Below are 21,459 nucleotides of genomic sequence, written 5' to 3'. Positions count from 1 at the left end.
AAGGCTTTCACCGCGCGGAAAGCCATGGACGTGGTGGGGCCGGGTCAGGGCTTCACCTGGGCCACGGCACTCATGCCCGACATCTCCAGCACCCGGCGCGTGGGAGTGCCCACGGGGGCGACCACGGTGTAGGCGGTCTGCAACAGTCGCAGCCGTTCGGCCAGGGCGAAGAGTACCCGAAGCCCCGCGCTGTCGATGTAGTCCAGGCCGCTGAGATCTATCTTCACGGCGATCAGGTAGTTGTTGATGGCGCCGAAGATCTTCTCCCTGACCGAGTCGCTGTTCGACAGGTCGATCTCTCCGGTGAGCCGGATCTCGACCGTGTTCTCCTCCGAGCGGACCTCGACGTTGGCCGTGGTCATGCGGACTCGCCTTCCGACAACCGCTTCCGAAGCACGACACACGTGCCGGTCGGGTCGTGCTCGATGGTGATCGCGTCGCAGAGCTGACGCATGAGCTGGGTCCCCCTCCCTCGGTGGGTGCCCCTCGGAGCGCGCCACGTTCCCTTGTCGCAGATACCGATCTCGACCTCTCCCTCGTGGGCTTCCAGTCGGATACCCACCGTGCCGCCCTGGGGGCCGTAGGCGTGCTCGATCGAGTTGGCCACGGCCTCCCCGACGGCGATGAGCAGGTCGGCGGTGTCGTCCTCGGAGGCGCCCACGCTGGGCAGCCAGCGCCGCAGCTCGGTACGGACTTCGGCCAGCGACTGGGGAACGGCCTCGATCTCCAGGTCGAGTTTCAGCGGCGTCGCGGGGGGCTGCTTTCGCACCGCGAGGAGGGCGATGTCGTCGGCGGGGGGAGCGGAGCCGACGAGCTTGCTCATCACCTCCGCGCACAGCAGGTCCGCCGGACCGCTGCGAACGGCCTCGCACAACAATCGGAGACCGTTGTCCAACGGTCGGTCCCGGCGCTCCACCAGCCCGTCGGTGTAGAAGAGCAGGGCCGCGCCGGCGGGCACGTCCACCGTGGTCGTACGCCTGTTCTGAGTGGAGGAGCTGACGCCGATGGGAGCGTCCACCTCCGCTTCCGTGACCAGGCGGCTCCGCTCTCCCGGCAACGCCAGGACGGGGGCCAGGTGACCGGCCAGTGACAGGTGCACCTTCTCCAGCGAGGTCTCCCAGATGGCGTACGCCACCGTGGCCATCAGCTCCTGCTCGAAGTGCCGTACGTGCCGGTCGAGCTTGGTCAGTACTTCGGCGGGGTCGTCGTTGTCCAGCGCGTACGAGCGGGCGGCCGTGCGAAGCCTTCCCATCGCCGTCGCTGCCGGCAGTCCCCGGCCCACCACGTCGCCGATGGCCATGCACACCCGGCCCGACGGGAGGGAGAAGACGTCGTACCAGTCGCCGCTGACGCCGAGGTTCTGGGCGGGCACGTACCGGGCCCCGAGGTCGAGGCCCGAGATCTGCGGCAGTTCGGTCGGAAGCAGGGAGTGCTGGAGGGCCGCGGCGGCGCTGCGTTCGAGGGCGGTCAGCTGGCTGGCCACGTGGACGGCGATACGGTCGGCCGCTACGCGTAGCCACTCGATCTCGTCCTCGTCGAACTCGCGGTCACGCAGCGTGCCGGCGTGGAGAATGCCGAGCAACTTCCCCTCGGACAACAGCGGCACCCCGACGAGCGTGCGGAGGCCCTTGCGCCACAGCAGCGGATTGACGACGGTGCTCGAATTGATCTCGTTGATGAGGTAGGGCTGGCGCTCGGCGGCGACCCGTCCCGCGAAGCCTTCACCCACGCGCACGCGGACGCCCTGACGTACTTCCTCCTCGATTCCCGAGGAGGCGGTGGCGACGAGATAGTGTCTGGAGTTGTCCAGGAGAAGGACCGTCGCTGTGTCGGCGTCGAGGACCTCACGCACCCGGTCCAGCAGCTTTTGAAGTGCTTCTTCCGAGCTGAGGTGAGCCAGTGCCGAGTCCGTGACCGCCTCGATCCGACGCAGGCGGTCCTCAGCTGTTCTCATGTCGACCGCCCGTGGCATAGAGGCGAGCATAGTCTTGGGATACGCCGCCGGCAGCCTCGGGAAACGTGATGCGCAGCGCTCGGGTGTTGGCACGGCCCTCGGCGCACGACGATGATCACTTCGTGGTCGCTACGCGTTACGAGAACATCACGGTCGAGGAGAAGGAGTCCGAGGAGCAGACCTTCCGGGCGTTCGTGGCCGTTCCCGACCCGACCCCCGCTCCCGCGGTGGTGCTGTTGCAGGAGGTCTTCGGCGTCAACGACAACATGCGCGAACTCGCGCGTCGCCTGGCCGAGAGCGGTTTCCTCACCGTCGTTCCGGACATGTTCTGGCGGCTGCGGCCGGGCTTCGAAAGCGGCGACGAATCCGGTCTTTCGGAAGGTATGGAACTCGCGGCCCGCCTCGACCTCGATCTGGCCGTGGTGGACATGACCGCGACCCTCGCGCACGTGTTGGCGAGACCCGAGTGCTCGGGTCGCGTGGGAGCGGTCGGTTTCTGCCTCGGAGGAACGCTTTCCTACCTGTTCGCCGCGTCCGCGCGAGTAGGGGGCCGGGGACTCGATTCCGCGGTGTCCTACTACGGCTCCGGGGTGCACGACCACCTCGACCTCGTGAGGTCCGTCGAATGCCCCATGTTGTTCCACTACGGCGACCACGACCCGTACATCTCGGGGGCCCAGATCGCCGCCGTCGAGGCGGCCGTGGCCAACCGGCCCGACATCGCCGTGCACCGCTACGACGCCGGGCACGCGTTCTCGAACTTCGACGCGCCGTCGTTCCACGACCCCGACGCCGCCGACCTCGCCTGGGGCCGCACGATGGCCTTCCTCGACGACATCTTGACCTGACACGGCGCTCCCCTCACAACGCCGGACGGTGCTCCGCCAGAAGCGGGGCGAGGAGGTCGCCGAGGTCGTCGACGCGTTCCAGGACGTCGTCCGCCACGAACACCAGGTCGGAAGGATGGGAGCACCGTTCGACCTCCTCCCACGTCACCGGGGTGGACACGGTCGGTGACGGCCTCGCGCGCAGGGAGTACGGGGCGATGGTGGTCTTCTTCGGGTTGTTCTGGCTCCAGTCGATGAGCACCTTGCCGTCGCGCAGGTTCCTCGTCATGCGGGAGATCACCAGGTCTCGATGCTTTCGCTCCAGCTCCTCGGCCAGTCGCTTGGCGTAGTCGCTCGTGCGTTCCGGGGAGCGCGTGCGGACGGGCGCGTAGAGCTGCAGCCCCTTCGAGCCGCTCGTCTTCGGATACGCGGTCAGCCCGTCGTCGGCGAGTTCGTCGCGGAGCCACAACGCCACCTCGCAGCACTCGACGATCGTGGCCGGCGCGCCGGGATCGAGGTCGAACACGAGCAGGTCCGGGTTACGGTGACCACCTCGTGGCCCAACAGTCCACTGTGGAACATGGAGTTCGATGCTCGCCAACTGCGCCACCCACATCAGGGTGGGGAGGTCTTGCACGAGAGCGAAGTCGGCGCTTTCCGCACCGCGAGTGCTGCCGGGGGTCTCGATGCGAACGGTGCGCACCCAGTCGGGCGCGTGCCCCGAGACGTTCTTCTCGAAGAACGACTTGCCCTCCACGCCGTTGGGGTAGCGCTTCAACGTCAATGGCCGGTCCCTCACATGCGGCAGCAACACGGGCGCCACGCGCGCGTAGTACTCGACGAGCCGGCCTTTGGTGAAGTCCGAGTCGGGGTAGAAGACCTTGTCCAGGTGGGACATTCGCAGTCGGCGGCCCTCGATGTCGACGAGCTGTCCGGTGTCGGTCATCGGGCCAACTCCTCGGGATCGCGGTCGGGCCGCAGTCCCCGCCAGGCGGGGAAGCGCAGTCTGCCGTCGTCCGTCCAGCCCTTGAACACCACCTCGCCCACGAGCTTCGGGCTCACCCAGTGGGCTCCCGCGGCCCGATCCCGAGGCAGCGGAGTGGCAAACGGCGAGGTGCGACGTTCCAGTCGCCGCAGCCGCGCCGCCAACACACGCAGGGCGTCCTCGTCGAAACCCGTGCCCACCTGTCCCACGTAGTCCAGGCCCTTGCCGCCGGGGAGGCCGAGCATGAGGGAGCCGAAGGTGTCGGAGCGTCGTCCCTCTCCGGGCCGCCATCCTCCGATGACGACCTCCGTCGTCAGTAGGTGACTGACCTTCACCCACGCGCTGCTGCGCTCACCGGGCCGGTACGGGGAATCGAGGCGCTTGGCGATCACGCCTTCCAGCCGCTGCTCGGCGGCCGCCTCCGCCACGGCGGTGCCGTCGCCGGAAAAGCTCGGCGGTACCTGCCAGTGCTCGCCCGCGAGCGCAAGCTTGTCCAGCAACTGGCGACGTTGGTGGTACGGCAGGTCGAGGCAGGAGTGACCTTCGAGGTGCAGCAGGTCGAACACCAGGTAGGTCACCGGGTGATGTCGTGACAGGGTGCGGGCGTGCTCCGGGCTCGCGTGCATCCGGCTCTGCAACGCGGCGAAGCTGGGTCTGCCGTTTCGTAGTGCCACGATCTCGCCGTCCAACCAGACCTGGATGCTGCCGAGCTGCTCACCGATCCCGTGCAGTTCGGGGTAGACGGCGCTGATGTCGTCGCCTCGCCGGGAGTGCAGCGTCGCCCTGCCGCCCTCCACCCTGGCCAGCGCCCGCACACCGTCCCACTTGAACTCGTAGCCGTACTCGGCGTCCCGTTCCGGGTCGGGCAGGGAGCCGGCGACGGCGAGCATGGGTTTCAGGAGCGGCGGCAGCGGAGTCCATTCCGGATCGTCCGGTGGATCGGAGCGGATGACGTTCCAGTTCTTGTCGTCGGCGTCGTGGGAGCGGAAGAACACGTACCGCCCGTGCACGTACTCACCGTGGAGCACCACCGACACCTCATGGTCGCTCCACTTGACGGTCTCGTACCGGCCGCGGTCCCAGATCGTCATGAGGCCCGCGCCGTACTCGCCCTTCGGAATCTCGCCGGAGAACGTGGCGTACTCGAGTGGATGGTCCTCGGTGTGGATGGCGAGGCGCACGAGTCCCGGCCTCTCGGGCAGCCCCTTGGGAACGGCGAAGGAGACGAGCACGCCGTCGTGCTCCAGACGCACGTCCCAGTGCAGCCTGCGGGCGTGGTGCTCGTGGACGACGAAACGGTCACCCTCGCCCCGAACCGGCGCTGCGTCGTCGGGCAGCGGCTCGGGGGTTCGCCCCTTGCTCCGCTTCGCCCGATACCGGTCGAGTCGAGAAGCCATGTACACGGAGTACCCAGTGAGGGCCGGGGAAATGCCGGTGCCGCGGGCTTCCGAAAAGAGCTCAGCCGGGTACGGCGGTGGCCGCACCCGGCTGAGCCAGCGTCGTACGAGACGTCAGCCGCCGATCGACTCGACGATCACCTCGGAGCTGCCGACGCGCAGGTCGTCGGTGGTGCGTACGGTCAGCACACCCCGCAGGACCCGGCCTTCGCCGGGGTCGCCCGCCACGGTCACCGTGGCCGGCACGGTCCACGTGCTGCCGGTGGCCCGCTCGGCGGGCTCGTCGGCGACCTCGATGCTCCCCAGCCCGTCGACCGAGTAGCTGTCGAGGTAGTCGTACTCGGTGGTACCGGCCGGGACGGCGTAGGCCTCGACCTCGACACGCCAGGTACCGGCGGCCGGCTTCGTCACCGTCACCGACTCCTCGGAGTCGCCGTCGGCGGTGTAGTCGGCCAGTTCGCAGGTGCCGGACGTACAGTCGTAGACGAACAGGTCGAGGTCCGCGCCGCCGTCGGACGCCGAGCCGATGGTGGCCGTCAGCGCCGTGGCCCCCTCGGGCACGGTGACGTCGTACGTCTGCGTCTCGCCCTCGCCGATGCTCGGCCGCTCCTTGCGGGCGCTGTCGAGAGGCGCGCTGGTCAGCGCTCCGGTGAAGCCACCGAGCGTGTTCGTCACCGTGTACTCGCGCTCCACCGACTCACCCGGCGTGGCTTCCGGGATCACGTCCGGGTTCGGTTCCACGCTGGCACCCTGCACCGCCATCGACAGCGACCACGGCGAGGTGTCCGCGTCGGACGTCCGGCGCGCCTCGATCACGACCTCCCACACACCCGGCATCGGGTCGGCCACGGTGCGGCTGGTGGCCGTACCGCCGGGACAGCCGCCACCGGCGTCGGGGTTGTAGCAGTCCGTGGACGAGGTGGAGTCGACGGGAATGCCGGTGGGGTCATAGCGGACGAACCGCACCTGTCCCTTGCCGTCCTCACCGCCGGCGGCCATGTCGATCTTCAGCGACGCCGTGCCCTCGGGCACGCGGACGAACACGTTCGACACCTGGTTGCGTCCGACGGTTCCGGAGGCCTCGGCCGTGAAGCCGTCTTGCTCGGTGAACTCCAGCGGAGCGAACACGACGTTCATGGTCTGCACGTCGTAGCCCACGGTCTTGCGGTCGTCCAGGCGGAGCAACGCCGAGTGCGCACCGGGCTTCGTCGGGTTGATCTTCACGTCGAAGGTCACCGGCTTGTTGAGCGGCAGGACCACGGTCTTCTTCGACGAGAACGTGCCGTCGTTGCCGACCCAGCTCACGTGGTAGGGCACCGGGTGCTTCACCCCGCTGGTCCTCGTGAGGGTGTAGGTGCGGGTGTAGCGCTCACCGACCCGCACGCCCTCGCGGTCGTGGATGCCCACACCGACACCCGGCGTGGCCAGCTGGTGGGACAGCACCGTGTTCACCTCGACCGACGTGCTCACGTCGGCGTGCTTCTCGCCGCGGAGGACGTCGAGGGCCTTGATCGTGTTGATCAGACCCGCGCCCTGGGCGTAGGCCGGGATGCCGTCCACGAACCGAGCGGTGGAGGTCATGGCCGAACGCAGCACTGCCGGGTCGGGACGCTTGCCGTACAGCGACTTGTACGCGCTCACCAGCAGCGCACCGGCACCGGTGGCCTGCGGAGCCGCCATCGAGGTGCCGTTGAGCATGCCATAACCCGCGGGCAGGTCGAAGGTGCCCGGCACCGGGCTACCCGGCTGCCACATCGGGGTGGACGCCACTGCGGCACCCGGCGCGATGAGGTTGGGCTTGAAGCCGCCGTCCTCACGCGGGCCGCGAGAGGAGAAGGGGTGGAGGCTCTCCTTGGCCGCCGAGACGGAGCCGTAGTTCGCGAGCCAGGTGTCGGCGGTGATGTAGGAGCCGATGCTCAACACGTCGGTAGCCACCGACGGGTCGCCGACGGAGTTGGCGCCCGCACCGCTGTTGCCCGCCGAGATGAACAGCTGGACCTGGTAGGTGTCGATGATCCGGTTGTACAGCTCGGCACGCGCGTTGTTGCCGTCGTTGAGGGCGGGCAGACCGCCGATGGAGATGTTGACGACGTCGGCGCCGTGGGTGGCGGCGTAGATGACACCGTCCACGAGGCCGCTCGACGTGCACGACGGGGTGGACAGGCATGCCTTGACCGACATCAGCTTCGCGCCGGGCGCCGCGCCGTCCATCTTGCCGCCGAACAGGTTGTTGCCCGCGGCGATACCCGCGACGTGCGATCCGTGCGCGCCGGAGGAAAGACCGATGTTGACGTAACCGGGCTGGTCGGTTTGCACGACGAACGGCATGCGCTCGACGACGTCGGTGTCGGGGTCGTCCTCGCCGAAGTAACCGACGTCGTAGTTGATCGCGTAGTCGCGCATCGGCTTCTCGTCGGTGAAGTCGCCGTCGCCGTCGAGGTCGACGCGGACCTCCTTCGTCTCGGTGTCGAACAGCACGCCCCAGCTGTCCTCGCGGTCGCCGTCCCGGTTGACGTCGCCCTCCAGCTCGCTGTTGCCGGCACCGAGGTCCTCCGCGGTCTCGGAGAACACGCCGAACGTGTACTTGCCTTCGGGGGCGGTCCACTCGCGGCCCTCCGCGGTGAACGTGCCGGAGTAGGTCTCCTCCGACAGCTTCACCCACGTGCCGTCACCGGACGTGGGGGAGTTCGCGGTGTACCAGTCGACGATCTTGCGCTTCCCCGTGCTGGTCTTTGCCAGCGCGGGGTGATCGAGGTCGATACCGGTGTCGATGATCGCGATCGTGGTGCCGCGCCCGTCCCACTGCGGGAACAGGTCCGTGAACTGCGCGGCCTTGGTGTCCTGCGTCGGCAGGTACGGGTTCCGCTTGGGAGTCTTGGCGTTCGGCGCGGGCTGCGGGATCGGGTCGGTCGCGCCGAACGGCTCGGGTTCGTCCCGCGCGATGAGGCCGTCGACGTCGACGGCCTTGACCGAGTGCAGTTTCTGGGCCTGCTCGGCTTGTTCGATGGGGACCGTGACCTTCAGGTAGTCGAGCTTGGCGTCCGTGTCCTGGACCTTGCCGCCCAACGAGGCCAGTTCGCCCTTGGCGGCGTCCGTTCGGCCACGTTCGGCCGCGACCAGCAGGGTCACCGTGGATTTGCCGGCCTGCTCGGCCTGTTCGAGGAGAATTTGGTCCTCCAGATCGAGTTCCTCACCGGGACCCGATCGAGGTGGCTCCTGTTCCTGCCCCGTGGCCGGGGGCGCCCCCAGCCCCAATACCGTGACGGCGCTCACCGCCGTAGCGACGCCCAGGCGTCGCATCCAGGGTTGTCTTGCCACTAGATGACCTCCACAGAAGTTTGGAACGATCATCCTCGGCGGACTTACGGACGTTTCACATCCGGACGGCTCGCGGCGAAATTCCCGACTTTCGTAGGGTGTGGCGAGTACGAAGCGCGTTCACGGCAGGGGTGTTGATCACTGCGTGTGGTCGGTCGGGGAGACTGTTCGCACCGACGTTCGACCGTGTCCCAACCGACGGCTGGAAGGTTTTCGACTCCCATGATGGGTCGCACCCATGCGTTGACCGGCTGGTGCGCCGGCCTGGCCGTGGCGCCCGCAGTGGGCATCACCACGCTCTCGCAGGCGGTCGTATTCGCCGCGACGACGGCGGGCTATGCGCTGTTGCCCGATCTGGACCACCCCGGTGCGCGGGCGTCGAAACTCCTGGGGCCGGTGACCAAGGGCCTGTCCTGGTTGCTGAGCAACGCCTCGGCGGCGCTCTACAAGGTGACGAAGGGCCCCAGGGACGAACGGAAGAAGGGCAGCCATCGGCATCTGTCGCACACGCTGCTGTTCGCGTTGCTGCTCGGCGCTCTCACGGCCTGGGGCACCGAAGTGGGCGGGCCCTGGGCCGTCGTCGGAGTCGTGGTGTTCGGCCTGTTGCTCGCCGAGGACGCACTCGGCGACTGGCTGCTGCCCGTGGCCTGCGGGGCCGTCGTGTGGTGGGTGGTCGAGAACAGTCCGGACGCGTTCGCGCAGCTCGACTCGGTGTCCGGGTTGTTGGGTATCGCGGTGGCACTCGGGTGCTTCACCCACTGTCTCGGGGACGCCCTCACCGAATCGGGATGTCCTTTCCTCTTCCCCATTCCGATCGCCGGTGAGACGTGGTACGAGCTGCGGCCGCCGAAACAGCTCCGCTTCCGTACCGGGGCCAAGGTCGAGACGGCGGTTCTGTTCCCGCTGTTCGCGGTGCTGGGAGTGTTGTTGATTCCGGGGATGTGGCCCGCGCTGCTCGGGTTCTTCGACGACGTCCTGAATCAGTCGCACTCATGACGATGCCCCGGAAGGGTCCTTCCGGGGCATCGTGGGGAGTGCGTGCGCGAGGCGGGGCCGGTCAGCCCTGCTCGCCGTGGAAGGCTTCGGCCTCGATCTCGCCGACGGCCGCACCGGTCGCGTCGGCCGCGGCGCCCTCGGCCTCGTAGGAGGCCCAGTCGACGCTGCCTTCGCCTTCCGAGGCTCCGGCCACGCCGGCGAAGCCGAACGCGAGCGGGAAGGCGAGGGTAGCGGCGATCACTCCGCGACGAACACTGCGCATGAGATGTCCTTTCTCTGTTACAGATCTGGAGCAGAGGCAGAAGCCTGGTCACTCTCTACCCGGAGCTGATCGGGCCTAACCTTTCCTCACTCGTCGGGGCACCCCACTTCGCCGATGTGGGTTATCCCGGAAAACCGTTGCGGTGGGGCGTCGGGAACGCGCTCGGCTTTCTGGAGGGAATTCGACGGGTGAATACGCGAAGATGCCTCGGGGCAGACCCCGAGGCATCTTCACCGGACGGGTGCGAGGTCAGTCCTGCGCACCGTGGAAGGCTTCGGCCTCGAGCTCGCCCGCGGCCGCACCGAGGAAGCTCGCGGCGGCACCTTCGGCCTCGAACGAGGCGTAGCTGACTTCCTTCTCGCCGTTTTCGTGCTTGCCGTTGTCGTGGTCACCCCGCTTGTCGCCGTGCTTGCCGTCCTTGTCCTTGTGGTCGCCGTTGTCGTCGCCGTTGCTCTCGAACACGGCGTGCAGCGCCTCGCTCTCGATCTCACCGGCGGCCGCACCCCAAGGAGTGGCGACGGCGCCTCCGGCCTCGAACGAGGCCCAGTCGACGCTGCCTTCGCCTTCCGAGGCTCCGGCCACGCCGGCGAAGCCGAACGCGAGCGGGAGAGCGAGGGCGGCGGCGATCATTCCGCGACGAACACTGCGCATGAGGTGTCCTTTCTTCGAGTTACCAGGTGTTGAGCGAGGCGGAACGCCTCGACGTTTCTGCTACCCGGTGCCGAGAGCGCTAAGCGATCAGGCTCTCCCGGAACACCTCATTCACTGAAGTGAGGTAGGCGAAGCCCCAGAGGACGCGGAGCGTCCGATTTCGACTCGGAGCGGACACGGCGATGCCCCGGAAGGTACGTCCGGGGCATCGCCGCAAGGAGGGTGAGGAGAGGAGATCAGTCCTGCTCGGCGTGGAAGGCCTCCGACTCGACGTCCCACGCGACGGCGCCCTTGTAGCTGGCGGCGGCACCGCTGTCCTCGTAGGAGGCGTAGCTGACCTCCTTCTCGCCGCCCTTGTCCTTGTCCTTGTCCTTGCTCTTGTCCTTGTCGTGGTCCTTGTTCTTGTCCTCGCCCTTGTCGTCGTGGCGGGAGTCGCCGCCTCGCTTGTCGTTGTCCTTGCCGTCCTTGTGGTCACCGTTCTTCTCGAACTCGCCGTAGAACGCCTCGGCCGAGACCTCACCGGCGAAAGCGCCCTCGGGGCCGGCGACAGCGATGCTCGCCTCGTACGCGGCGTAGTCGACGCTCCCCTCGGCCTCCGAGGCTCCGGCCACGCCGGCGAAGCCGAACGCGAGCGGGAAGGCGAGGGCGGCGGCAACCGTTCCGCGACGAACACTGCGCATGAGATGTCCTTTCTCCGAAATCATGGGGCATGTAGCCAAAGGCAGAAAGCCTCGCCACCCTCTACCCGGAAAAATCCCGCTCCAATCCAAAATTCCCGAGTGGTGCAGATCGCTTCACCTGTTCGAGTAGTGCGAGGAAGTGAAAATTGTCGCTCCACGAGGAAAGGAAAAAATGGAGTGACACTGTTTCGTGGTCGTTCACTTCGGTGAGGGATTGACACGGCGGGTGGAGGTCGCGGCCGGGTTAGTCCTCGCCGCCTGGGCGTCCCGGAGGGTGCGCATCGTCTCCGCGAGTGCCCGCGCAGCGTCGGGGCCCAGTGGAGTGAGCACGAGGCGGCGGAGCAGTTCGGCGCGAACCTGCCGTGCCCGATGGGCCACATCGGCGCCGTGCTCGGTCAGGCAGGCGTAGATGACCCTTCTGTCCTCGTCGCTGGGGGCGCGGCGGATCAGCCCCGCCGAGCACAGTCGGTCGGCGAGTTTGGTGAATCCGCCGCTGGAGAGTGCGGCCTCGCGGGCGAGCAGGGTCATCGGCAGGCGCCGATCGGGGGAGCGCGCCAGGCGTAGCAACACCTCGAAGGACGTCGGAGTCAGGTCGAACCGGGTGGTGAGCTCGTCCGCGATCCGTTCCCTCACGGCCGAGTAGCCCTCCGTCACGAGGTCCCACCAGGTCGACAACTCGTCGTCGCCGGGTGTCGTCACGGCAGTCGATGCCTTCCTGGGAGCCTTGCTCGGAAATATCTTTCTGGCAAGAGTTTATGCCGTCGACCGGGGAGGTACCCAGCTGGGCGAGGAGGAGCCATGCCGTTTCGGACCAGCGGGTTGCACCACGTCACCGCGATAGCGGGCGATCCCCGGCGCAATGCCGACTTCTACCTGCGCACGCTCGGGCTCCGGCTCGTGAAGACCACCGTGAACTTCGACGATCCGGGTACCTACCACCTCTACTACGGGGACGAGTCCGGTGCGCCCGGCACGTTGCTGACGTTCTTTCCCTGGCGGGACGCGCCTCGCGGTCGTGTCGGTACCGGCCAGGCGACCATGACGTCGTTCTCGGTGCCGGAGCACTCCCTCGGCTGGTGGAAGCGGCACCTGGAGGACATGGGCGTGTCGACGGGGCGGGTGGTCAACCGGGACGACGAGGACGTCCTGCTGTTTCGTGACCCGGACGGCCTTCAGCTCGCTCTCGTGGCTCATCCGCGGGGTGATCCCCGAAATCCGTGGGACACCCCCTCGGTCCCCGCCGAACATGCGATCCGGGGCCTGCACTCGGTCACACTCTCGGTGAACCGTGAGGACGCGACGGCGGGCATGCTCACCGAAGGGCTCGGGCTGGAATTCGCGCGGGAGGAGCACAACCGGTTCCGATTCATCGCCGGTGAGGGTGGCCCCGGAGCCACCGTGGACGTCCTCGTGACGCCGGACGCCCCGCGAGGACTGGTGGCCGCGGGAACGGTGCATCACGTGGCATGGCGGGCACCCGACGAGAAGACGCAGACCGCGTGGCGGGAAGAGCTGATGGAACGGGGTGTGGGGGTCACCTCGATCATGGACCGCCAGTACTTCCGATCGATCTACTTCCGCGAGCCCGGTGGCACCCTGTTGGAGATCGCCACCGACCGTCCCGGTTTCACCGTCGACGAGCCGTTGCTCGAACTGGGCAGGGCGTTGAAGCTGCCGCCGTGGCTGGAGCCCGACCGGCAGCGCATCGAGGCCATGTTGCCCGAACTAGACCTGCCCAGTGAGAACAACCCGGTGAGCGCATGAGCGAGTTGACGTTCGACCACGAGTTCGTCGAGGGCAGCCCGTCGGCTCCCGTGCTGTTGCTGCTGCACGGAACGGGAGGGAGCCCGACCGACATCCTGTCGCTCGGCAAGGAGCTGTGCCCGGCCTCGCCGATGCTCGCTCCCGCGGGCCCGGTGTCCGAGCACGGAGCAGCTCGCTGGTTCCGCCGGCACGCGGAGGGCGTCTTCGACAGCGAGGATGTCGTCTACCGAGCCGGCCAGTTGGCGGACTTCGTGGTCGAGGCGCGGGAGCGCTACGAACTCGACGGGCGGCGTCTGGTGGCCGCGGGTTTCTCCAACGGCGCGAACATCGCGGCGGCAGTGCTGCTGCTCCGGCCCGACGTGCTCTCCGAGGCGGTGTTGTTCGCGGCCATGTTGCCGGTGCCCGACCCGCCACGTCACGACCTGTCGGGCACGCGGGTGCTCATGGCGAACGGGCGGCGCGATCCGATGGCCCCCCTCGTGCCCGCGCAGGAACTCGTGGCTGCCCTGCGGGAACGCGGCTGCGACGTCACCGAGCACTGGCACAGCGGGGGACATCAGATCACCGTGGACGGGATCGCTGCTGCGAAGGAATGGCTGGCCGCGTGACGAACGGAGCAAACCGCCGAGGCAAACGGAGGATTGTGCGATCCTGACCGCACACGTGCTCCGATCACGCGAATATTGTCGTTGTTCGCTTCCGTGAACGTAAGGGACGATGCAGGATGAACTTCGACATGGTGACCTGCCCACGCTGTCTCGGATCCGGACTCGCCCCCAATCGGAAGGACCCTTGTGGGAACTGCGGAGGACTCGGCCAGGTTCCGAAGTGACGACTGCCCCCTGTGCGAGGGCGCAGGGGTGTTGTCGTGGAAACAACCGCAGGACGGTGTGCTCCGCACGATCGAACTACCGTGCCCGGCGGGCTGCGGAGGGCATTGGAAGTACCCTTCGGCCGAGCAGGACCGCGTGATAGAGCAGCTCGGCGAGGTTCCTGAGCGGCCGAAGGGCAACACCGCGGCGGCGAACCGCATCGGCGCGGAGTTCATTCGGGAAGCACTCGAACGCTGGGGATTCAACTCGGGCGTTCAAGACCACTCGAAAGAGTGAGGTTCCGCAGTAGCATCGGACCGTGGCGACGCGGAACCTGGTACGCGGTGTGGGAAGAATGGCTACTCTCGCCGCTCGCACGAGCTACGAGCTGGCGAAACTGCTTCCCGGAGGCGAGGAACCGCGGAGCCGACGTTCCCGCCCGGAGCTGCCCGCAGTTCCCGGTCCGGACCGACTGCGCAAGCGGATGGCCGAATTGCTCGCCGAGTCGGCCGAACTCAGCCGCGAGGACGCCACCCTGCGGCTCTATGAGACCGTCCTGGCCTCCCTCGTTCCCGACGAGGCCCGGCTTCTTTCCACCCTCTCCGATCGCACTCCCCATCCCGTGCTCGACGTCGTCGAGCGCACCTTCTTCGGTGGCAGGGGACGAGTCGTGTTGCGCAACGCCTCCACCGTGGGAAAGGCGGCGGGTGTCACCCTGGCCGACCACGTTCCCGTCTACGTCACCAGGCTCGTCGAACTCGGCCTCGCCGAACTCGGGCCCGAGAACGCCGGGTTCGGTACGCAGTACGAGGTGCTCGCGGCTGACGAGGTCGTCGCCGAGGCGGTGCGGGCGGCGAGAAGGCCGACGTTCGTGCGACGCACGGTGCGTATCTCCGACTTCGGTACGCGGTTGTGGCGTGCCTGCGACCCGGCGGGCGGGTGAGCCGACCGCGTCACCAACCACAGAGCCAGTCCAATGTCACGGCGGCCGTCCACGACTGTTGCGTGCTGCCCAACGGTTCCCCGGTGAAGGGCTCGTAGTACTCCCCGAAGGACCCGTCCGACACCAGCCGCAGCCCTTCCTCCCGCCAGCGCCGCGCGAGCTCGGTGTGGCCGTTGCGCAGGAAGGCGAAACTGAACAACCAGACCACGACCGGCCATTGTGGACCACGCCAGTAACGGCGGGAGTCGAACCCGGCTTCGCGCGGCGACACCGACGGAGGCACGGCGGCGACGAGGTCGGGATGGCCCGCCCAGCCCGGACCGGTGAGGTTCGCGAGCAGTCGTGCTTCCGACGATTTCGGCAACGCCGAGCACAGCAGCGGCGCGAAGGAGGCCACCGTGGTGGCGCGAAGCGTCTCCCCGGAACGCAGATCGCGGTCGAAGGCCAGTCCGGTGTCGGGGTCGGAGGCGTCGGCCACGGCCCTGCGAGAGCGTCGGGCCCACGAGCGTAGCTCGGCCACCTCGGCGGAGACGGGAAGCGAGAGCTCCTCGGCCAGCTCGGCCAGGTCGTCGCACGCCATGGCGAACAACGCGGTGCTGAACACGTCCCCCACCCGGAAGTCCGAGGTCGCGAGCACCCGTGCGGGCTCGTAGCGGACCCGCCGCATTTGCTCGATGAGCCAGAGATAGCGGTTGTACTCCTCGTCGCTGGGACGTTCCCCCGGATCGTCCACGCCCAGGGTGTCCAGGCGCACGTACGGAGGCAGATCCGGTCCCGGACGGACCCGCTCGTAGGCGGCGTCCCATCGCGGGGAATTGTCCATTCCGGACTCCCAACCGTGCACGATGGTGAGCAGTCCACACGGTTCCGCGATCCGATGCCGGGCGAGCCAGGCATGCCAGCGGTACAACGACGACCAGGCGCGGGCGGTGAAACGCTCGGCGAGCTCGGCCTCGGCCTTCGAGGTTCGGCGCGCGATGGAGACGATTCTGCGCAACGCGACCGCGTGCACCGGGGGCTGGCAGATTCCCGAGGTACGGACCCGGCGCGGACGCTGCGGCGCGATGTCCGTGCCCCAACGGTCGGGGCCGGGGAAGTAGCCTTCCGCGTCGGTGAAGACGATGTGGGGCAGCATTCCGTCCGACCATTGCGCCGACAACAACGTGTCGAGCTCGGTCAGCGCCCGGCCCACGTCGAGGTAGGCCAGCCCGATGGCGATGAACGCGGCGTCCCAGCTCCACATGTGTGGGTAGAGCTTGGGGGAGGCGGTGACGAGAGCGCCGGTGTCGTTGTCCCGCAACACGGCGGCCGCACGGGCGGCGAGTGTGGTGTCGGACAGCCCCGTGGGACCGGTTCCCGTGGTCGTGGTGGTCACCTGGCCTCCAGAAGCAGTCCCGTCTCCGGGTCGTACCACCGACACTGACTCGCGGGAAGCCGCAGCCGCAGCTCCGTTCCGGTCTCGGTGCGGAACGACGCCGGGGCCTGCACCTTCACCGTCTGCCCGCAGACCTCGGTGGTCAGCAGCACGGCCGAACCGAGCGGTTCCAGTACCTGGAGGGTGCCGCGCACCGAGGCCTCGCCGTCGGCCGAGCCGAGCCCGTCGACCGAGATCGCCTCGGGACGGATTCCGAGCGTGAGCTTCCTGCCCTCGTAGGAGGTCAGCGACGTGGGCAGGGGCAACGACTGGCCGCCGAAGTCGACCGTGAGTGCCCCGTGGGAGTCCCGCTCCACCTTGCCGGTCAGGAAGTTCATGGGAGGACTTCCGAGGAACCCGCCCACGAAGGTGTCGGCCGGTTCGTCGTACACCGACGTCGGCGTGTCGCACTGCACGATGGAGCCGTCGCGCATCACCGCCACCCGGTCGCCCAGCGACAGCGCCTCCACCTGGTCGTGCGTCACGTACAGCGTGGTGGTGCCGAGCTCGCCGACGAGCTTCTTCAGCTCCGCGCGGAACGACAGGCGCAGCAGAGCATCTAGGTTGGACAGTGGTTCGTCCATCAACAACACGTCGGCGTCCATGACGATGGCCCTGGCCACCGCCACCCGCTGTCGTTGCCCGCCCGAGAGCTTCGCCGGGTAGCGGTCGAGGTAGGGCGTAAGCTGCAGCAGGTCGGCCGCCCAGGCGACCTTGCGGCGCACCTCGGCGGCGGGCACCCCGCGCACCCGGAGTCCGAAACCGATGTTGTCGGCTACCGATTTGTTCGGGAACACGGCGTAGGACTGGAACACCATCGACAGGTTGCGCCGCCTGGGCTCCGCGTAGGTGACGTCGCGGTCGCCGATGACGATCTGCCCCGAGTCCGGCAGTTCCAGGCCCGCGACCATGCGCAACAACGTCGTCTTGCCGCAACCCGACGGCCCGAGCAGAACCATGAACTCGCCGTCCGCGACGGTGAGCGACACTTCGTCGGTGGCTCGGGAGTCGTTGCCGGGATAGGTCTTGACGAGGTCTTTCAGGATGACCTCGGCCATGTCGGTAACCCCCTCATCGGAGCGTGGTGCCCCACATGTTCAGCAGGTAGCGGCGCATCAGGAAGATGAACAACAAAGCGGGCACGATCAACGCGAACCCGCCGGCGAACCGGTAGGCGACGGAGGCCTCGGAGAGCGAGGTCAGCACCTGTGCGGGCAGCGTGCGGTGCCCCAGGGTGACCACGGTGGCGCCGAGGATCTCGTTCCACGAGAGCACGAAGGTGAAGATCGACGACGCCGCGAGTCCGGGAAGGGCGAGCGGGACCACCACCTTGCGTGCGGCCTGCCACCGGGTGCAGCCGAAGACCTGCGCGGCCTCCTCCACGTCCTTCGGCACCGAGACGAAGATGCTCGCGGTGATCAGCACGGTGGTGGGCAGGGCCAGAGTCGTGTGGATCAGCGTCGTGGCGAACACCGTGTCGTAGACGTCGAGCCGAAGGAACATCGTGGCCAGCGGCACGGACAGCACCACGATCGGCAGGGCCCGTACGAGCAGCATGAACACCCGGTAGGCGTCCTTGCCCCGGAAGACGTGACGGGCCAAGGCGTAGCCCGCGGGCGCACCCACCACGAGCGACCAGAACACCGTGTAGAGCCCGACGAGCAGCGAGTTGCCGAACGCGGGCACGGTGCCCGTGGCCCGAACGAACGCCTGCAGGGTCTCGGTGGAGAACTCGCTCGGCACCAACGACTTCGGGAACTCGGTCAGCGCGTCGCGCGAGGACACTGCGGCCAACCCGATGAGCACGATCGGCAGGGCCATGAACAGCGTCACCGCCGTGCAGGCCACCTGTACCGCGAGCGCGCGCCACCGACGCCGGCGTAACGGAGCCCGGTCGACGGGAGGCAGTGTGCGCCCCACCCGCTCCCCTTCGGTCGTCTGCGTGGTCACCGGACATCCTCCGAACTTCGCACCGTTCGCAGGTAGAGCACCGCCGTGCCGAGGGAGATCGCGAGCACCACGAGTGCCACCGCGCTGGCGACGGCCGGGTTCTGCAGGTTCACGTACCACTCGTACGTCTCGCCCACGAGCAGCGGGAAGTCGCGGCCCGTCAGCGCCTGCGCCACCGCGAACGCCTGGAGCGCCAGGATGGTGCGCAGGATCAGCGCTACCTGCAGACTCGGTGCGAGCAGCGGCAGGGTGACGTGTCGTAGCCGCTGCCAGAAGGACGCGCCGAACACCTGGGCCGCCTCGTCGTAGTCACGGGGGATCATCTGCACCCCCGCGACGACGATGACGAACATGAGCGCCGTGGCCCGCCACACCTCGGCGACCACCACGGTGAGCAGCATCGTCGTCGGGTTGTCGTAGCTCAGCCACTGCACGCCGTGCTCGGACAGCCCCAGGGAGACCAACAGCGAGTTGAGGTACCCGCGGTTGTCGAAGATCGACAACCACACCAGGCCCGCCGCGAGTTCGGAGATCGCCAGCGGTACGCACCACAGGTAGAAGTGCACCCCGGCGAACCTGGGCCGGGCCTGCATGAGCAGTGCCATGCCCACCGAGAGCAGCAGCTGGATGGGCACGACGATCACGATCAGCAACAGTGTGTTCCGCAGCGCCCGCAGGAAGTACGGGTCCTCGACCAGCCGTTTCCAGTGGGCGAGCGTGAAGCCGTCGTCGTCGCTGAACGCCGTGACGACCGCTTGGGCCAGCGGCCATCCGAAGAGGGCGAGCATCAGCACCACGGACGGCAGCAGCAGGATCCAAGGCGAACGCAGGAACTTGGCCATCACGCCACCTCGCACCGGTCGGCGGGGGGATCGGGCGCCCAGCACGGCACCCGCAGCTCGTCGAGGATGCTCTGGAGGATGCCCGCCTGCCGGTCCAGGGTGGGCCGGATCGGGTCGCCGTCCAGCACGATCGAGCGGAAGGTGTCCTGGAAGACCTTCGTTACCTCGCCCTCCCGGTCGCCGAGCCCGACCGGCGGCAGGGACAGCAGGCTGTCCTCGGCCTCCTGCTGCCGTCGTACCGCGTCGGCCTCCAGCGTGATCGCGGGCGGCAGGTCGTCGGGGATCGTCGCGTCCACCGCGGGGAAGAAACCGTTGGAACGCAGCAACTCGACCTGGGTGTCCGGACGGCAGAGCACGTCGATGGTCCGCTCCGCGAGGTCGGGGTCGGTGCTGCCCCTCGGGATCGCCAGCCCGGCGACCACGGCCATGTAACCGAGGCCGTGCGGCCCCCTGGGGCTCGGAAGCATGCGCCAGTTGTCGGGATCGCGTTCGGGAGCTTCGACGAGCCGCACGACGTGGTCCCACGCCATGAGCACCTCGCCGCTTTCCAACGGTTCCTGCATGAAGCCGTACGTGGTGCTGGAGCGGTTGCAGTTGGCCCACAGCTCGCGCAGGTACTCCCAGGCCGTCACCGCCTCCGCCGACCGGAACGTGGTGATCTGCCCGCCCGTGAACGACGGCAGGAGGTAGCCCTGGGTGAACCGGTGCAACAACCCCTGCGGCCCCGCGGGCAGCCCGAGCACGGGCCGGTTGCCGTTGGCCTTGCGTGCCGCGATGGCCCAGTCCAGGAACTGGTCGTAGGTCAAGGAGTCGGCGTCGGCCCCCGGAGGAAGGTGTTCGAGCGCGTCGGCGTGGGCGGCCAGCACGTAGCTGGCCGTCGCCCAGGGTACGTACCAACTGCGATCGGTGCCGGTGCGCGCGAGTTCGAGGTAGTCGGGTGGCCATCTCCGCTCACCCAGTCGACGCAGCAGCTCCGAGACGTCGGTGAGGTAGTCGCCCGCCAGGGGCGCGAGGTCGCCGTGCAGCCCCGCGACCAGGCCCAGTTGGGTGCTGCCCGCGTCCACCTGGCTGCGGATCTGGCTTGAGAACGGGCCTTCCTCGATGGTGACGTAGCTGACCTCGCCGGGGGCCACACTCGCGAGCAGGCGTCGGAACCGCTCGGCCTCGTCGACGGGACGGAACTGGGTCGACAGGAACACCATGCCGCCGTTTCCGGTGGTGGCGAACCCAGTGCACCCCGCCGCCAACGCGACCGCGCCGAGCCCCGCGGCGCGTAGGAGCGACCGGCGGGTGAGACCGACTCTCCGCATCGAGGACCCCCGGCTGTCGCTGCCCACTTTTGTCTGGCTGGTGAACATAAGTGGACTGCGCCATTCTGTCAATATGCTCGACACCAATCCCACCTCGCCCGGACACGTGCTCGCCGTGCTCCGCGCGGAAGGGCCGCTCACCCGGCAGGAGCTGCAGGAGCGGGTCGGGGTCTCGCGGGTCACGATGGTGGAGCGCCTCGACGCGCTGCGGCGAACCGGACTCGTGCGGCGGGTAGGGCATCGGGAGTCCAGCGGCGGCCGCAGGGCGGAACTGCTGGCCGTCGACGACACCGGACACACGGCGCTCGTGGCCGACATCGGGCAGAGCCACGCGACGCTCGCGGTGGTCGATCTGCGAGGAAACGTCTTCGCTCGACAGGATCTTCGACTGTCCACTCGGCATGGTCCTCATGAGACTCTCCCGATGCTCGTCGACGAGGCCCGGTCGTTGCTTTCCCAGTCGGGCAGGGCGGAAAGCCTGTGTGCGGTGGGGTTGTCGGTGCCGGGGCAGATCGACCACGACGCCGGTGTCACCACCGCGCCGCCGACCATGCGGGAGTGGGGAGGCGTGCGGCTGCGGGACCCGTTCGCCGACGCGTTCGGGGTGCCGGTGCTGTTGGAGAACGACGCGAACGCGCTCGCGCTGGCCGACTACTACGCGATGGGACGCCCCAAGGCGACGGTCGTCGGTGTGAAGGTGGGGACCGGTATCGGGGCGGGACTCGTCATCGAGGGGCGTCCTCATCGCGGCGAGACGGGCTCGGCCGGGGAGATCGGGCACATGCGCATCGAGGGCAGTAACCAGCGGTGTTCGTGTGGGCGGCGCGGTTGCGTCGCGGCGGAGGCGAGCGGGCAGGCTCTCGTACGGACGCTGCGGGAGCACGGGGTGAGGTCGGTCGACGACGTCGTCCGGTGGGTCGCCGGCGGCAGGCGGGAGGCGATCGAGGCGGTGTCGGCGGCGGGGCGCCTGGTCGGGACGGTGCTCGCCACCGTGGTGTCGATCGTGAACCCCCGCTACCTTCGCCTCGGCGGCGCGGTGGGGGTGCTGCCACCGTTCGTGGAGGCGTTGCGGGCCACGGTGGAGGCCAACGCGCATGCCAGCGCGCTGCGCAAGCTCGACATCGCCGCCTCCCAGCTCGGCGACCGGGGAGCGTTCGTGGGACTCGCGGGCCTCGTCGCCGACGAAATGCTGTCACCCACCACGGTGGACGCCCTCTGCCGCCGCCTCTGATCGTGTCCGCAGCCTGTGCACGCGTGTCCGCAGCCTGTGCACGCGTGTCCGCAGGTTGGGGACGTGTGTCCGCAGGTTGGGGACACCGGGTGCCGGGCATGGTCGTCGGCCAGTGGCAGTTCG

At 68.4% G+C, this 21,459-nt stretch carries 20 protein-coding genes and 1 pseudogene; 7 read left to right on the top strand and 14 right to left on the bottom strand.

The genetic code is table 11. The features are described 5' to 3' along the window. Positions 1-44: 44 nt before the first annotated feature. Both SACGLDRAFT_RS18800 and SACGLDRAFT_RS18795 read right to left on the bottom strand, forming a co-directional pair. Positions 45-362, bottom strand: a complete 318-nt coding sequence (locus tag SACGLDRAFT_RS18800; protein ID WP_005466553.1) for an STAS domain-containing protein — start codon at positions 360-362, stop codon at positions 45-47. Further along, positions 359-1,972: an ATP-binding SpoIIE family protein phosphatase gene (locus SACGLDRAFT_RS18795; RefSeq protein ID WP_005466552.1), complete on the bottom strand. Its 1,614-nt coding sequence runs from the start codon at positions 1,970-1,972 to the stop codon at positions 359-361. The genes SACGLDRAFT_RS18800 and SACGLDRAFT_RS18795 overlap by 4 nt, the downstream gene beginning before the upstream one ends. 104 nt (positions 1,973-2,076) lie before the next feature. On the opposite strand from SACGLDRAFT_RS18795, the gene SACGLDRAFT_RS18790 reads away from it, so the two are divergent. Further along, positions 2,077-2,802 (top strand): dienelactone hydrolase family protein, encoded by a 726-nt coding sequence (locus SACGLDRAFT_RS18790; protein WP_040920183.1) that lies wholly within the window; start codon positions 2,077-2,079, stop codon positions 2,800-2,802. A 13-nt stretch (positions 2,803-2,815) separates the two neighbouring features. Here SACGLDRAFT_RS18790 and ligD (SACGLDRAFT_RS18785) read toward each other — a convergent pair whose 3' ends face one another. From ligD (SACGLDRAFT_RS18785) to SACGLDRAFT_RS18775, 3 genes are all read right to left on the bottom strand, one after another. Further along, entirely contained in the window at positions 2,816-3,727 is a 912-nt protein-coding gene (ligD, locus tag SACGLDRAFT_RS18785) for a non-homologous end-joining DNA ligase (RefSeq protein ID WP_005466550.1), read from the bottom strand. Then, positions 3,724-5,163, bottom strand: a complete 1,440-nt coding sequence (gene ligD, locus SACGLDRAFT_RS18780; RefSeq protein WP_005466549.1) for a non-homologous end-joining DNA ligase — start codon at positions 5,161-5,163, stop codon at positions 3,724-3,726. The genes ligD (SACGLDRAFT_RS18785) and ligD (SACGLDRAFT_RS18780) overlap by 4 nt, the downstream gene beginning before the upstream one ends. A 114-nt stretch (positions 5,164-5,277) precedes the next feature. Further along, positions 5,278-8,481: a S8 family serine peptidase gene (locus SACGLDRAFT_RS18775; protein ID WP_005466548.1), complete on the bottom strand. Its 3,204-nt coding sequence runs from the start codon at positions 8,479-8,481 to the stop codon at positions 5,278-5,280. A 222-nt stretch (positions 8,482-8,703) separates the two neighbouring features. Between SACGLDRAFT_RS18775 and SACGLDRAFT_RS18770 the strand changes: the two genes are divergently transcribed. Then, positions 8,704-9,477: a metal-dependent hydrolase gene (locus tag SACGLDRAFT_RS18770; protein WP_005466547.1), complete on the top strand. Its 774-nt coding sequence runs from the start codon at positions 8,704-8,706 to the stop codon at positions 9,475-9,477. A 70-nt stretch (positions 9,478-9,547) separates the two neighbouring features. Here the strand turns inward: SACGLDRAFT_RS18770 and SACGLDRAFT_RS18765 are convergent. The 4 genes and pseudogenes from SACGLDRAFT_RS18765 to SACGLDRAFT_RS18750 form a co-directional block, all read right to left on the bottom strand. Continuing rightward, a pseudogene (locus tag SACGLDRAFT_RS18765) lies at positions 9,548-9,739 on the bottom strand (hypothetical protein); the annotation flags it as partial. Between the two features lie 249 nt (positions 9,740-9,988). Further along, a complete protein-coding gene (locus SACGLDRAFT_RS18760; protein ID WP_005466545.1) occupies positions 9,989-10,390 on the bottom strand; it encodes a hypothetical protein in 402 nt (133 codons plus the stop codon). Between the two features lie 236 nt (positions 10,391-10,626). Next, complete coding sequence (locus SACGLDRAFT_RS18755) at positions 10,627-11,070, bottom strand: hypothetical protein (protein ID WP_005466544.1); 444 nt, start codon at positions 11,068-11,070, stop codon at positions 10,627-10,629. A 198-nt stretch (positions 11,071-11,268) separates the two neighbouring features. Further along, the gene (locus SACGLDRAFT_RS18750; RefSeq protein ID WP_005466543.1) at positions 11,269-11,769 is read right to left on the bottom strand and encodes a MarR family winged helix-turn-helix transcriptional regulator; all 501 of its coding nucleotides are present in this window, start codon (positions 11,767-11,769) and stop codon (positions 11,269-11,271) included. Positions 11,770-11,868: 99 nt separating this feature from the next. On the opposite strand from SACGLDRAFT_RS18750, the gene SACGLDRAFT_RS18745 reads away from it, so the two are divergent. The 4 genes from SACGLDRAFT_RS18745 to SACGLDRAFT_RS18730 all read left to right on the top strand — a co-directional run bounded on the left by SACGLDRAFT_RS18745 (position 11,869) and on the right by SACGLDRAFT_RS18730 (position 14,589). After that, positions 11,869-12,834: a ring-cleaving dioxygenase gene (locus SACGLDRAFT_RS18745; RefSeq protein ID WP_005466542.1), complete on the top strand. Its 966-nt coding sequence runs from the start codon at positions 11,869-11,871 to the stop codon at positions 12,832-12,834. Continuing rightward, positions 12,831-13,442: an alpha/beta hydrolase gene (locus tag SACGLDRAFT_RS18740; protein ID WP_005466541.1), complete on the top strand. Its 612-nt coding sequence runs from the start codon at positions 12,831-12,833 to the stop codon at positions 13,440-13,442. Before SACGLDRAFT_RS18745 ends, SACGLDRAFT_RS18740 begins: the two co-directional genes overlap by 4 nt. Positions 13,443-13,628: 186 nt before the next feature. Further along, positions 13,629-13,943 (top strand): hypothetical protein, encoded by a 315-nt coding sequence (locus tag SACGLDRAFT_RS23135; protein ID WP_005466540.1) that lies wholly within the window; start codon positions 13,629-13,631, stop codon positions 13,941-13,943. A gap of 58 nt (positions 13,944-14,001) precedes the next feature. Next, complete coding sequence (locus tag SACGLDRAFT_RS18730) at positions 14,002-14,589, top strand: Abi-alpha family protein (protein ID WP_005466539.1); 588 nt, start codon at positions 14,002-14,004, stop codon at positions 14,587-14,589. Positions 14,590-14,599: 10 nt separating this feature from the next. Here the strand turns inward: SACGLDRAFT_RS18730 and ggh are convergent, their stop codons facing one another. From ggh to SACGLDRAFT_RS18705, 5 genes are read right to left on the bottom strand one after another with little or no spacing between them, the layout of a single operon-like run. Continuing rightward, positions 14,600-15,964: a glucosylglycerate hydrolase gene (gene ggh / locus SACGLDRAFT_RS18725; protein WP_005466538.1), complete on the bottom strand. Its 1,365-nt coding sequence runs from the start codon at positions 15,962-15,964 to the stop codon at positions 14,600-14,602. Further along, complete coding sequence (locus SACGLDRAFT_RS18720; RefSeq protein WP_005466537.1) at positions 15,961-17,061, bottom strand: ABC transporter ATP-binding protein; 1,101 nt, start codon at positions 17,059-17,061, stop codon at positions 15,961-15,963. The genes ggh and SACGLDRAFT_RS18720 overlap by 4 nt, the downstream gene beginning before the upstream one ends. 13 nt (positions 17,062-17,074) lie before the next feature. Then, positions 17,075-17,953 carry a carbohydrate ABC transporter permease gene (locus SACGLDRAFT_RS18715; RefSeq protein WP_005466536.1) on the bottom strand — a complete coding sequence of 293 codons (879 nt, stop codon included), beginning with the start codon at positions 17,951-17,953 and terminating at the stop codon, positions 17,075-17,077. Next, a complete protein-coding gene (locus SACGLDRAFT_RS18710; RefSeq protein ID WP_005466535.1) occupies positions 17,950-18,795 on the bottom strand; it encodes a carbohydrate ABC transporter permease in 846 nt (281 codons plus the stop codon). The genes SACGLDRAFT_RS18715 and SACGLDRAFT_RS18710 overlap by 4 nt, the downstream gene beginning before the upstream one ends. After that, entirely contained in the window at positions 18,795-20,105 is a 1,311-nt protein-coding gene (locus tag SACGLDRAFT_RS18705) for an ABC transporter substrate-binding protein (RefSeq protein WP_040920177.1), read from the bottom strand. The genes SACGLDRAFT_RS18710 and SACGLDRAFT_RS18705 overlap by 1 nt, the downstream gene beginning before the upstream one ends. 73 nt (positions 20,106-20,178) lie before the next feature. Here SACGLDRAFT_RS18705 and SACGLDRAFT_RS18700 point away from each other — a divergent pair, with 73 nt between their 5' ends. Further along, on the top strand, positions 20,179-21,336 hold the full coding sequence (locus SACGLDRAFT_RS18700; RefSeq protein WP_040919297.1) for an ROK family transcriptional regulator: 1,158 nt from the start codon (positions 20,179-20,181) through the stop codon (positions 21,334-21,336). Positions 21,337-21,459 lie beyond the last annotated feature (123 nt).

Origin of the sequence: Saccharomonospora glauca K62 (genome assembly GCF_000243395.2) — a bacterium.
Lineage (GTDB): Bacteria > Actinomycetota > Actinomycetes > Mycobacteriales > Pseudonocardiaceae > Saccharomonospora > Saccharomonospora glauca.
The sequence above is the reverse complement of the archived record's forward strand: the minus strand, read 5'-3'. Positions and strand labels throughout refer to the sequence as shown.